Source organism: Actinacidiphila sp. bgisy144, assembly GCF_057708105.1.
The window spans coordinates 110002-122556 of record NZ_JBYIRM010000018.1; the positions used below are offsets into that span (position 1 = coordinate 110002).

General features: G+C 75.5%; 10 protein-coding genes and 1 tRNA gene. 7 read left to right on the plus strand and 4 right to left on the minus strand.

The genetic code is table 11. From position 1 onward, the window contains the following. The first annotated feature begins 66 nt into the window (after window positions 1–66). Window positions 67–1374: a DUF445 domain-containing protein gene (locus AC3EVP_RS21475; RefSeq protein WP_435132009.1), complete on the plus strand. Its 1308-nt coding sequence runs from the start codon at window positions 67–69 to the stop codon at window positions 1372–1374. 113 nt (window positions 1375–1487) lie between these two features. After that, window positions 1488–2342, plus strand: a complete 855-nt coding sequence (locus AC3EVP_RS21480) for a fumarylacetoacetate hydrolase family protein (protein WP_335977797.1) — start codon at window positions 1488–1490, stop codon at window positions 2340–2342. A 61-nt stretch (window positions 2343–2403) separates the two neighbouring features. Here AC3EVP_RS21480 and AC3EVP_RS21485 read toward each other — a convergent pair whose 3' ends face one another. Beyond that, window positions 2404–3465 carry a Gfo/Idh/MocA family protein gene (locus AC3EVP_RS21485; protein ID WP_435131889.1) on the minus strand — a complete coding sequence of 354 codons (1062 nt, stop codon included), beginning with the start codon at window positions 3463–3465 and terminating at the stop codon, window positions 2404–2406. Window positions 3466–3578: 113 nt separating this feature from the next. Here AC3EVP_RS21485 and AC3EVP_RS21490 point away from each other — a divergent pair, with 113 nt between their 5' ends. The 4 genes from AC3EVP_RS21490 (at window position 3579) to AC3EVP_RS21505 (ending at window position 8880) form a co-directional block, all read left to right on the plus strand. Beyond that, complete coding sequence (locus tag AC3EVP_RS21490) at window positions 3579–4358, plus strand: HAD-IIA family hydrolase (protein ID WP_335977801.1); 780 nt, start codon at window positions 3579–3581, stop codon at window positions 4356–4358. Between the two features lie 143 nt (window positions 4359–4501). Then, window positions 4502–5179: a hypothetical protein gene (locus tag AC3EVP_RS21495; RefSeq protein ID WP_335977803.1), complete on the plus strand. Its 678-nt coding sequence runs from the start codon at window positions 4502–4504 to the stop codon at window positions 5177–5179. Between the two features lie 6 nt (window positions 5180–5185). Then, window positions 5186–5887, plus strand: a complete 702-nt coding sequence (locus AC3EVP_RS21500; protein ID WP_435131893.1) for a class F sortase — start codon at window positions 5186–5188, stop codon at window positions 5885–5887. Window positions 5888–5961: 74 nt separating this feature from the next. Continuing rightward, window positions 5962–8880, plus strand: coding sequence for an FAD-binding and (Fe-S)-binding domain-containing protein (locus tag AC3EVP_RS21505; RefSeq protein WP_435131896.1), 2919 nt, complete (start codon window positions 5962–5964; stop codon window positions 8878–8880). A 52-nt stretch (window positions 8881–8932) separates the two neighbouring features. On the opposite strand, the gene AC3EVP_RS21510 is transcribed toward AC3EVP_RS21505, so the two are convergent. Next, a complete protein-coding gene (locus AC3EVP_RS21510; RefSeq protein WP_435131899.1) occupies window positions 8933–10165 on the minus strand; it encodes a PP2C family protein-serine/threonine phosphatase in 1233 nt (410 codons plus the stop codon). A gap of 344 nt (window positions 10166–10509) precedes the next feature. Here AC3EVP_RS21510 and AC3EVP_RS21515 point away from each other — a divergent pair, with 344 nt between their 5' ends. After that, entirely contained in the window at window positions 10510–11358 is an 849-nt protein-coding gene (locus AC3EVP_RS21515) for a pentapeptide repeat-containing protein (protein WP_435131902.1), read from the plus strand. Window positions 11359–11487: 129 nt separating this feature from the next. Here AC3EVP_RS21515 and AC3EVP_RS21520 read toward each other — a convergent pair. Together AC3EVP_RS21520 and AC3EVP_RS21525 are read right to left on the minus strand one after the other, a co-directional pair. Then, window positions 11488–11561, minus strand: a tRNA-Lys gene (locus AC3EVP_RS21520). 46 nt (window positions 11562–11607) lie between these two features. Continuing rightward, complete coding sequence (locus AC3EVP_RS21525) at window positions 11608–12366, minus strand: IclR family transcriptional regulator (RefSeq protein WP_435132011.1); 759 nt, start codon at window positions 12364–12366, stop codon at window positions 11608–11610. Window positions 12367–12555 lie beyond the last annotated feature (189 nt).

The window sequence follows — 12555 nt, forward strand, 5'->3', positions numbered from 1 at the left end:
ACCTGTCGTACGTTGCCGGAGTGTTCCCGGAGTGGCAGTGGCGGTGACAATACGCGGGTGGAGCCGATGGAGGCGGGGCGAGTGGACGGCACGCGCGGCGCGGGCGGTACCGACGGTACGGGAGCCGACCCGGACGAGGCACGGCGGGCGGGCGTACGCCGGATGAAGCTGATCGCGACCGGCTTCCTGCTGGCCGCGACGGTGGTGTACGCGCTGGCGAAGGCGGCCGGGGCGCACGGCGCGGGCAGCTGGGCGGGATACGTCTCGGCGGCCGCCGAGGCGGGCATGGTCGGCGCCCTCGCGGACTGGTTCGCGGTCACCGCGCTCTTCCGCCGCCCGCTGGGCCTGCCGATCCCGCACACCGCGATCATCCCGACGAAGAAGGACGCGCTGGGCGCGAGCCTCGGCGAGTTCGTCGGGGAGAACTTCCTGTCCGCCGACGTCGTACGGGCCCGGCTGCGGGCGGTCGGGATCGGGTCGCGGCTGGGCGGCTGGCTGGCGGAGCCGGCCAACGCGGACAAGGTCACCGAGCAGGCGTCGGCCGCGCTGCGCGGCGCGCTGCGGGTGCTGCGCGACTCCGACGTGCAGGCGGTCGTCGGCGAGGCGATCACCCGGCGGGCCGACGCGCAGGAGATCGGGCCGGGGCTGGGCAGGCTGCTGGAGCGGGTGGTGGCCGACGGCGGCCACAAGCGGCTGGTGGACCTGGTGTGTGTACGCGCCCACGACTGGCTGGTGCAGCACGGCGACTCCGTGATGGTGGCCGTGCAGGGCGGGGCGCCCGGGTGGACGCCCCGGTTCGTGGACCGCAGGATCGGTGAGCGCGTCTACAAGGAGCTGCTGCGGTTCGTCACGGAGATGCGGGACGCCCCGGGGCACCCCGCGCGCGGCGCGGTCGACCGCTTCCTCGGGGACTTCGCGGCCGAGCTCCAGTCCGACCCCGACACCCGGGCCCGGGTGGAGCGGCTGAAGAAGGAGCTGCTGGCGCGCAGCGAGGTGCAGGACCTCATCGCCAGTGCGTGGGGTTCGGTACGGACGATGGTGGTGGCCGCCGCGGACGACGAGCGCAGCGAGCTGCGGCAGCGCGCCCGGGTCTCGCTCCTCGGGCTCGGCGCGCGCCTGGCGGGCGACGCCCGGCTCCAGGCGAAGGTGGACTCCTGGCTGGAGGACGCCGCCACCTACCTCGTCACCACCTACCGGGACGAGATCACCTCGCTCATCAGCGAGACCGTCGCCGGCTGGGACGCGGAGCAGACCTCCCGCAAGATCGAGGCCCACGTCGGCCGCGACCTCCAGTTCATCCGGATCAACGGCACGGTCGTCGGCGCCCTGGCCGGACTGGTCATCTACGCCGTCTCCCGCGCTGTCGGGGGCTGACCGGAACAGCCCGGGACGGCACGGCGCCCCGTGGCGGGGGCTTGTTGACGGCCGGGCCGGCCGCGGGGAGGATGCGAGGAGACATCGGATGACCTGAGGGGTGGAGTGCACCTGTGAAGCTGTTGCGCGTCGGACCTGCCGGAGCGGAGCGCCCGGCCGTGCTGGACCCGGAGGGCACCCCGAGGGACATCGGGGCGGTCGTCCCGGAGATCGACGGGTCGCTGCTCGCGGACCCGGCGGCGCTCGCGCGGGTGGCCGCGGAACTCGCCGCGGGGACGCTGCCCGCGCTGGACCCCGCGCAGCGGGTGGGCCCGCCGCTGGCCGGCATCGGCAAGATCGTCTGCATCGGCCTGAACTACCACGACCACGCCGCCGAGACCGGTGCCGAGCCGCCCGCCGAGCCGGTGGTGTTCATGAAGGCGCCGGACACCGTGGTCGGCCCGGACGACACCGTGCTGGTGCCGCGCGGCAGCGAGAAGACCGACTGGGAGGTGGAGTTGGCGGTCGTCATCGGCCGCGAACTGCGGTACGCCGCCTCGCACGAGGAGGCGATGGCGGCCGTCGCGGGCTACGCGGTGGCGCACGACGTGTCCGAGCGGGCGTTCCAGATCGAGCGCGGCGGGCAGTGGGACAAGGGCAAGAACTGCGAGACGTTCAACCCGCTCGGCCCGTGGCTGGTCACCGCGGACGAGGTGCCCGACCCGCAGGCCCTGCCGCTGAAGCTGTGGGTGAACGGCGAGCTGAAGCAGGACGGCTCGACCGCCCACCAGATCTTCCCGGTGGCCGAAGTGGTGCGCTACCTCAGCCAGTTCATGACCCTCTACCCGGGCGACGTGATCAACACCGGCACCCCCGCGGGCGTGGCCATGGGGCAGCCCGAGCCCAAGCCGTACCTCAGGGCCGGGGACGTGGTGGAGCTCGCCATCGACGGACTCGGCCGCCAGCGCCAGGAGTTCAAGGACGCGTGAGCGTCAGTGCGGGCCTTGGGCCCCGGGCCTGGGTGGGGCCCGGGGTCGGGGCGGGGGCCGGTCACAGCCGTACGCTCTGCCCGCTCGCCGCGGAGCGGTGGGCCGCCTCGATGACGTCCAGGGCCGCGGCGGCCTCGTACGCGGTGACCGGGGCGGCCCCGCCGGTGCGCAGCGCGGTCGCCACGGCCGCGTAGAAGGCGGGGTAGTCGCCCGGGAGGGTCGGCACCGGTGCCGCGTCGTCGTCCGTGCCGGCGGTGCCCCAGGCGGCCGGCGGCACCTCGCCCCAGGGGGAGCCGTCGCCCGGGCGGCGGCCCGCCCGCAGGTCGGCCTCCTGCGGGTCCAGCCCGTGCACGACGTACCCGCCGGTGTCGCCGAGCAGGCGGAAGCGCGGGCCGAGCCGGGGGGTGAGCGCGCTCATCCACAGGTGGGAGCGGACCCCGGAGGTGTGGGTGAGCGCGATGAAGGCGTCGTCGTCGGTGCTCGCGCCCGGCCGCAGCGCGGCGGCCTCGGCGTACACCTGCGCGGCCGGACCGAACAGGACGAGCGCCTGGTCGACGAGATGCGCGCCCAGATCGTAGAGCAGACCTCCGATGTCTGCCGGGTCGCCGGACTCCCGCCAGCCGCCCTTGAGCCGGGGCCGCCACCGTTCGAACCGGGACTCGAAGCGGTGGATGTCGCCGAGCGCGCAGCGCGCCACCAGGTCGCGCACGGTGCGGAAGTCGCCGTCCCAGCGGCGGTTCTGGAAGACGCCGAGCAGCAGCCCGCGGTCGTCGGCGAGCGCGGCGAGGGTGCGCGCCTGCGCGGCGGTCGCGGCGATCGGCTTGTCCACGATGACCGGCAGCCCGGCGGTCAACGCCTCGGTGGCCAGCGGCACATGGGTGCGGTTGGGGGAGGCGAGGACCACCAGGTCCAGTTCCCCGGCCCGCGTCCACAGCTCGTCCGCGCGGTCGGCGAAGCGCACGCCCGGGTGCTCGGCGCCCGCCCGGGCCCGGCGGTCCGGGTCGGCGGTGGCGATCGTGTCCAGGGCCAGGCCCGGGGTCGCGGCGATCAGCGGCGCGTGGAAGAACGAGCCGGCGGGGCCGTATCCGACCAGGCCGACGCGCAGGGTCGGTGGAGTGCTCATACCCGCCACTGTCGCACCCGCCGGCTGCCGGCCGACGCCGGCAGGCACACCGCCCCGGCTACTCTTGGTACATCTCAGGCGGTCAGGTGGCACCCCCAGGACAGGAGCAACCCGTGTCGACACGCAAGCCGATCGAGTCGTGGCTCACCGACATGGACGGGGTGCTGATCCACGAAGGCACGCCGATCCCCGGCGCGGACGCGTTCCTGAAGAAGCTCCGGGAGTCGGGCAAGCCGTTCCTGGTGCTGACGAACAACTCCATCTACACCCCGCGCGACCTGCACGCGCGGCTGACCCGGATGGGCCTGGACGTGCCGGTGGGCAACATCTGGACCTCGGCGCTGGCCACCGCGAAGTTCCTGGACGACCAGCGGCCGGGCGGCACCGCGTACGTCATCGGCGAGGCCGGCCTGACCACGGCGCTGCACGACGTCGGGTACGTCCTGACCGACCACGACCCGGACTACGTGGTGCTCGGCGAGACCCGCACCTACAGCTTCGAGGCGCTGACGAAGGCGATCCGGCTGATCAACGGCGGCGCCCGCTTCATCTGCACCAACCCCGACCAGACCGGCCCCTCGCCGGAGGGCGTGCTGCCGGCCGCCGGCTCGGTGGCGGCGCTGATCACCCGGGCGACCGGCAAGGACCCCTACTTCGTGGGCAAGCCGAACCCCCTGATGATGCGGGCCGGGCTCAATGTCATCGGCGCGCACTCCGAGACCAGCGCGATGATCGGCGACCGGATGGACACCGACGTGCTGGCCGGGCTGGAGTCCGGCATGACCACGTACCTGGTGCTCACCGGCCTGACCACGGTGCCGGACATCGACCGCTACCCCTTCCGCCCGTCCCGGGTGGTCGACTCGATCGCGGACCTCGTCGGCGAGATCTGACCCGCCGGGCCTTTACGCTCCGTATGCCGACAATCACCCTGATGGACCACTGAGCCGCCGCCCGGAGTGCGGGCGGCGGCGGGCGGCGGAATCTTCGTAAGCACCGGGCGCGGGTCCCCGCTCCCGGCTGAGCGGAGGTCCTCATGTTTGGTCTGAAACTGCCCGCCGTCGCTGCCGCCGGCGCCGTCGCCGTGCTGGCCGTGGGCGGGGTCTCCGGACTGCCGAAGCCGGCCGCGGCCGACGACGGCGGGGGAGGGTCGGGCAGCTCCTCGTCGAGCAGTTCGTCCAGCTCGTCGAGTTCGTCGAGTTCGTCGAGCAGCTCGTCGTCCGGCATAGGCGGGATGGACGTCTCGCCGCGCACGGTCGCGCCGGGCGGCGTGGTCTCCCTGCACCTCGCGACCTCCTGCAAGGCCGGGAAGAGCGCGACCGCCAGCGCCGACGTGTTCGTGGACACCGTGACCCTGTCCCCGTCCGGGAGCGGCGGCGGCATGGACGGCGACGCGTTCATCAAGTCCACCGCCGTCCAGGGCTCGTACGCGATCGCGGTGCGCTGCCAGGACGGCACCAGCTCGGCGAGCGCGTCCATCACGGTGCGCGGCAGCAGCACCACCACCCCGGTCAACCCGATCCGCCCGGTGCCGGCCGGCGGCGGTGGCGCCGCCCGGCAGCTCGCCGCGCGCGACACCGGCGCCGAGCAGCTGGCCGCCGGCCCGGCCGCGGCCGGCGGCAGCACCGGGCCGCTGCTGGTCACCGGGGGCGTCGCGGCAGCCGGGCTGGCCGGGCTGGCGCTGTACCGCCGCCGCGGCACGAACCGCGGCTGACCGGGCATGGCGGCAGGGCAGGAGACCGCGGCCGACACCCGGGCCAAGGCCGACGGCAGGACGTGGACGGCCCTCGCGGTCGGCCTGCTCCTGCTCGCGGCCTGGCTCACCGGCCACGGCTCCGGCGGCCGTACCGCGCCCGGCGGGGCCGGCGGCGCCGGCGGGGTCTCGGCCGCGGCGGCGGGCGACCACCCACCGCACCTGTACGCGGCGCACGTGCCGCTGCCCGCGTCCGACCCGGTCCGGATCGACATCGACTCGATCGGGCTGCACGCCGGCCTGGTCGGGCGCGGGCTGACCGACGGCACGATCGACCCGCCGCCGTACTCGACGCCGAAGGTCGCCGGCTGGTACACCGGCGGCCCGACCCCGGGGGCGGCCGGCGCGGCGCTGATCGTCGGGCACGTGGACACCGAGACCGGCCCGGCGGTGTTCTTCCCGCTGAGCACGGTCGAGCCGGGCGCGCTGGTCGCGGTGACCCGGGCGGACCACTCGGTCGCGGACTTCTCCGTCGAGGCGGTGGAGGTGGTCCCCAAGGACCACTTCGACGCGACCCGGGTCTACGGCGCCGACGCGGCGAACCGCCCGGAGCTGCGGCTGATCACCTGCGGCGGCGACTTCGACAGCGCCCGGCAGGCGTACTCGGCGAACGTGGTGGTGTACGCCTCCCTGACCGGCTCGCGCGCGGCGTCCGGCAGCGGGGCTTAGGGTGCGCACAGGTGCAAGGGTGCCCAGGAACGGTGTGCGAAGCGGTGTGACGATCCCCTGACCCGGAGGAACGGATGCCCAAGCGTGACCCGCAGCGGGACAGGTGGCGGCCCGCCCCCGCCACGGCCGTGCGCCCGGCGCCGGACCGGGTCGAGGAGGCCCGCGCGGGCGGCACCCCGCCCGGCCTGCGCGCCGACCTCGAAGCGCTGCTCGGCCCGGGCAAGGTGCTCGGCGGCGCCCCCGACCTGGTGCGCTACGCCACCGACGCGAGCCCGTACCGGTTCGTCCCGCAGACGGTGGTGGTCCCCGACAGCGTGCAGGACGTCGTCAAGCTGCTGGGGTACGCCCGCGCGCAGCGCCGCAACCTGGTCTTCCGGGCGGCCGGCACCAGCCTGAACGGGCAGGCCCAGGGCGAGGACATCCTCGTGGACGTGCGGCGCCACTTCGCCGGCGTCGAGGTCGAGGCCGGCGGCACCCGGGCGCGGGTGCTGCCCGGGACGGTGCTGGCCCGGGCGAACGCCGCGCTCGCCCGGCACCGCCGGGTGCTGGGGCCCGACCCGGCGAGCGCGGCCGCCGCCACGGTCGGCGGGGTGCTGGCGACCAACGCCGCCGGGGCGGCCGCCGGCAGCGCCCGCGACTCCTACCGCACCGTCGTCTCGCTCACCGCGGTGCTGGCCTCCGGCACCGTCGTGGACACCGCCGACCCCGACGCCGACGCGGCGCTGGCCGCCGCGGAACCCGAGCTGTACCAGGGTTTGCTGGACCTGAAGGACGAGATCGAGGGCGACCCGGCGCTGACCGCCCGCATCCGCGCCAAGCACGCCGTCCGCAACACCGGCGGCTACCGGCTGGACGCCTTCCTCGACGCCGAGACCCCGGTGCAGATCCTGCGCGGGCTGATGATCGGCTCGCAGGGCACCCTCGGGTTCGTCGCCGAGGCGGTCTACGCCACGCTCCCGGCCCGGCCCGCCGCCACCGCCGGGCTGCTGTTCTTCCCCACGCTGGACGCCGCCGCGGGCGCGGCCGCGCCCTTCGCGCAGGCCGGCGCGGCGGCGGTGGAGCTGATGGACGGCCAGGTGCTGGCCGCGGCCGCCGGCCTGCCCGGCGCCCCCGGCGACTGGCACCGGCTGCCCGCCGACTGCGCCGCGCTGCTGGTGGAGTTCCGGGCCGCGGACGACACCGAACTGGCCGCCTACGAACGGGCCGCCCGCCGGGTCCGCGACGACCTCGGGCTGGTCACGCCGGTGGCCTCCGCGGACAACTCCTTCAGCCGCGACCCGGCGGCGGTCTCCCGGCTGTGGCGGCTGCACCGGGCCGCCGCGGCCGCGGTCGGCGGCGCCCGGCCGCCCGGCACCACCCTGGTCACCGTGGACTTCGCGGTGCCGCCGCACCGGCTCGCCGAGGCGTGCGCGGAACTGCGGGCGCTCCAGCGGCGGCACGGCTTCGAAGGTGCCGTGGCCGGCCACGCCGCCCACGGCACCCTGCGCTTCCCGCTCGCCCTCGACGCCGCGGAGCCGGCCGACGTCGAGCGCTACGCCGCCTTCACCGACGACTTCTGCCGCACCGTCACCGAGCGGTTCGACGGCTCACTGGCGGCCGGGCACGGCACCGGGCGCACCCTCGCGCCGTTCCTGGAACGGGAGTGGGGGCCGCGCGCCACCGCCCTGATGTGGCGGGTCAAGGCGCTGCTCGACCCCGTCGGCGTGCTCGCCCCGCGGGTCGTGCTCGACCAGGACCCGCGCGGCCACCTGCGCGGCCTGAAGACCCTCCCGGTCACCGGGGAGGCCGCCGACGCCTGCACCGAGTGCGGCCTGTGCGAACCGGTCTGCCCCAGCCGGGAGGCGACCACCACCCCGCGGCAGCGGATCGCGCTGCGCCGCGAGATGTTCCGGCAGCCGCCCGGCTCGCCGGTACTCCGCGCCCTCCTGGACGCCTACGGCCACGACGCCGTGGACTCCTGCGCCGGGGACACGCTGTGCGCGACCGCCTGCCCGGCCGGCATCGACACCGGCGCCCTCATGCGGGACCTGCGGCGGGTCCGGCACACCCGCGCCGAGCAGCGCGCCGCCACCGCGCTCGCCACCCACTGGCAGACCGCCGCCCGCGCGGTGCGGGCCGGGATGAGCGCGGCCGGCGCCGTACGCGGCAGCGGGCGGGTGCAGGCGCGGCCCGGCCTCGCACCGCGCCTGCCGCGCACCGAACGGCAGGGCGCCGCCGCGGTCTACCTGCCGTCCTGCGCCAACCGGATCTTCGGCCCGCCGAGCGGCGGCCCGAGCGGCGGCCCGGGCGGCTGGGTGGTGCACGCGCTGGTCGCCCTGGCCGAACGGGCCGGGCAGCCGCTGTGGATTCCGCCCGGCGTCACCCGCACCTGCTGCGGCGCCGGTTGGCACGCCGGCGGCTACGACGAGGGGCACGCGGTCATGGCGAACCGGGTGGTGGAGCACGCCTGGGCGTGGACCGGCGGTGGGCGGCTGCCGCTGGTCGTGGACGCCCAGTCCTGCGCGCTCGGGCTCACCCGGGACCTCGCCCCCCACCTCACCGCCGCCAACCGCGCGCTGCACGTCGAGCTGACGATCCTGGACGCGGTGGCCTGGACGGCGGCGCAGCTGCTGCCGAAGCTCACCGTCAGCAGGCCGCTGGACTCCGCGGTGCTCCACCCCACCTGCGCGGCCGCCCACCTCGGCGCGGACCCGACCGGCGCGGACCTGCTCGGTGCGAGCGCCCTGGAGACCGTCGCCCGCGCGTGTGCCCGCGAGGTCGTCGTCCCCGACGACGCCGGCTGCTGCGGCGCCGCGCCCGACCACCGGCTCCGCCGCCGCCCGCACGGCCCCCTCACCGCGGCCGCCACCCGCCCCGAGGCCGAGGAGGTCGCCGCCCGCCCCTTCACCGCGCACCTCTCGGCCGACCGCAGCTGCGAGCTGGCCCTCGAAGACGCCACCGGGGAGCCCTACGCCTCCGTCCTCACCGCACTGGAACGCGCCACCCGCCCCTGAATCCCGCCCCCGGCGCACGGGCCCGGGCCACGGCGGCCTGTGGAGCGGGGACTCAGAACAGGGGCGGGTCCGGGGGGTGGGTGGGGAGGGGGCGGGGGATGGGGGCCAGCAGGAGAAGGACCACGTCGTCGGAGAGGGAGCCGCCGGCGTGGGCGAGGAGGTCGGCGTAGACGCGTTCGACGGCGCCGTCCAGGTCGTGGCCGCAGCCGGCGACGAGGGGGCCGACCCGCTCGGAGAGCGGGTAGAAGGTGTTGTCGCGGGGGCTGCGCGCCTCGATGACACCGTCCGTGCACAGGACCAGGATGTCGCCGGGCAGCAGCGGCACCCGCCAGGGCACCGGCCCCCGGGTGACGGGCGGGGCGACGTCGGCGGCCGCGGGCGCGGACTCGGGCACCGCCACCGGCAGCGACCCGGGGCCCGGCGCCGGATCGTCCGAACCGCCCGAGCCGGCGCCGACCATCCCGGCCAGCCCCAGCGGCACCCACGGGTCGACCGGCTCCAGGGTCTCCACCTTGCCGTCACGGGAGACCCGCAGCGGCGCCACATGGCCGTAGTGCAGCAGCTCCACGCTGTCCGGCCGGTCGAACTGGGCGAAGAGCGCCGTGATGAAGTCGCCGGTGTCCACGTGCCGCGCCACACTCGTGTCGACCCGCGCGGCGACCGTGTCGAGCCCGCCCTCGTCGTACGCGGCCTCGCGGAACGCGCCGAGCACCACCGCCGAGGTCTGCACGGCGGCCAGCCCCTTGCCGCGGACGTCGCCGATCATCGCCCGCACACCGTGCGGGGTGTCGAGCACGGCGTACAGGTCCCCGCCGATCTGCGCGGCGTCGGCGGCGGAGACGTACCGCACCGCGAGCCGGATCGTGCCGACGCGCGGCGCGGGCGGCCGCATCAGGGCGTGCTGGGCCGCCTCGGCGACGGACGTGATCGCGCTGAACGCCTTCGCCCCGGTCTCCCGCCGCCACGCGATGTACACGCTGAAGAGGCTGACCAGGCAGTAGGAGATGAGCTGGCCGACCAGGACGTCGTGGTTGCGGATGTGGGTGATGCCGTCGTAGGGCGACAGCGCGGCCTGGATGGTGGCGCCGAGCACGCAGATGAACAGGGTCCGCTTCCACGTCACGGTGATGGCGGCGAGCGGGGGCGCCACGATGATGCCGGGGGTCAGGTAGTGGTCCCGGCCCGCGGACACGTCGATCAGCGTGACCAGAACCAGCGCGAGGAGCGGCAGCGACATGCCCATGCGGGAGAGGTAGTCGGTCTCCAGCCGCTGCACGGCTCGCATCCAGGCGTTCTTCACGTGGAGTACCTGTCTGGCCTTCCCGGTCGCCTCGGCCGCGTGCCTCCCGCGCCACGCACCCGGCCGGCCGCGGCCGGCACACCGTGGCCAGGAACGCTGCGCACACATCCAACGTTCCCCAGCTTCACGCACGCGTGCAACCCGATGGCGGGCGCCGTCCCCGCGCGCCCGACCCGGCAGACCTCCCGGCGGCCCGGTTTCCGCGGTTTCCGCGTCCCCCGGAGAACCCCGCCCGGGCTCGCGGCGGGGGCCGCCCGCCGCGTAGGGCACCATGGACGCGGGCGGGGCGTCGGTCCGGCCGGCGGAACGGACCTTGCGAAGGGGCGCGCGTGACCACGACGGAGGACGCCCCGGCGGCCCGGCCGGGCGGGGAGCCGCCCCTGCTGCGGGCGGACTGCGCGAACTGCTTCGGCCTGTGCTGCGTGGCCCTGGCCTTCACCCGCTCCGCGGACTTCGCCGACGACAAGGACGCCGGCGATCCGTGCCGCAACCTCGCCGCCGACCACCGCTGCGGTATCCACGCCGGGCTGCGCGACGCCGGCTACCGCGGCTGCACGGTCTACGACTGCTTCGGCGCGGGCCAGCACCTCTCGCAGGTGACCTTCGGCGGCCGGGACTGGCGCGGCGCGCAGGACGGCGGCCGGGCGATGTTCGCCGCGCTGCCGCGGATGCGCCAGCTGCACGAACTGCTCGCCTACCTCACCGAGGTACGCGCCCGCCCGGCCGCCGCCGCGCTCCACCCGGCCGCGGACCGCGAGCTCGCCCGGGTCCGCGCGCTGACCGCCCTCGCCCCGGACGCCCTGGCCGGCCTCGACCTCGACGCCGAGCGCGCCGCGGTCAACCCGCTGCTGCTGCGGGCGAGCGAGCTGGTGCGGGCCGCCGCCCCGGACGGGCGGCGCCGGCCCGGCCGCCGCGGCGCGGACCTGCTCGGCGCCCGGCTGCGCGGCGCGGACCTGCGGGGCACCGACTTCCGAGGCGCCTGCCTGATCGCGGCCGACCTGCGCGGCGCCGACCTGCGGCTGGCCGACCTGATCGGCGCTGACCTGCGGGACGCGGACCTGCGCGGCGCCGACCTGACCGGCGCCCTCTTCCTCACCCGGTCCCAGGTGAGCGCGGCGCGCGGCGACGCCCGCACCCGGATCGCCGCGGACCTGGGCCGCCCCGCGCACTGGTCCTGACCCGCGCCCGTCCTGACCCGCGTCCGGGACCGATCCGCGCGCCGGTCCCGATCCGCCCGGGCCACGCGGAAAGGGTCCGGGCCCTGACCGTCGAAACCGACCGGTCAGGGCCCGAACCCTTACGTCATGTGCGCCGCCAGGGACTCGAACCCCGGACCCGCTGATTAAGAGTCAGCTGCTCTAACCAACTGAGCTAGCGGCGCCTGCTGACGTGGAAAACCATACCGCATGGCCGCCGTGCGGCGAAAATCAGATGCTCATGCTCAGCAGCACCGGAGCGGCCCGTTCGTGCAGGGTGTCCACGGCCGGCCGCAGCCGGTGCGCCTGGGCGTACGGCATGGACAGCGCCAGGCACGCGACGGTGCTGCCGATGGTGACCGGGATCGCCGCGCAGACGGTGCCGACCGCGTACTCCTGGAGGTCGAGCGTGGGGATGCTGGCCGGCTGCCGCTCCAGCTTGGTCAGCAGCACCCGGTCGTCGATCACGGTGCGGGAGGTGAGCCGGGCCGGGCGGTGCCGGGACAGGTGCTCGCGGCGGCCGTTGTGGTCGAGCTGCGCCAGCAGGCACTTGCCGACCGCGCTGGCGTGGGCGGCGGAGCGGAAGTCCACCCACTCGTTGACCTTCGGCGCGTTCGGGCCGTCGGCGAAGTCGATGATCCGCACCTCGCCGTCGTCGTACCGGCTGAAGTAGACGGCGGCGCCGACCTCGTCCCGCAGCTCGGTCAGGATCACCCGGAGCTTCTCGGCGAGCGCGGCATCGCGCTTGGCGGCGCCGAGCAGCACCAGCGACTCTCCGATGACGTAGCCGCCGCCGGGTACGAATCCGAGGTAGCGTTCCCTGCGCAGCATGGCGAGCAACTGGTTGAGGTAGCTCAGCGGCACGCCGATGTCGCGGGCGAGCTGCTCGGCGGTGATGCCGCTGCTGTGCGTGGTGACGGATTCGAGCACGCGCAGCGCGTACTGGACCGCTTGCACCCCCGGCCCGACCTGTCGGTGTTCCAGCGCCACGGTGACCCCCTGCAAGGTAAGACCGTCTGCGTGTGTGGTCCGACCGCTGGTCGTGGGTCAGTATCAGGGCTGACCCGCGGCGGGACCGGAACTCCACGATAGCGCCAATGCCCTTTCCGGCAGAGGCGGTTGAAAGCGATTCGAACCGCTCGCGTACGTATACCCAGGAAGAGGGCACGGTGGCATATG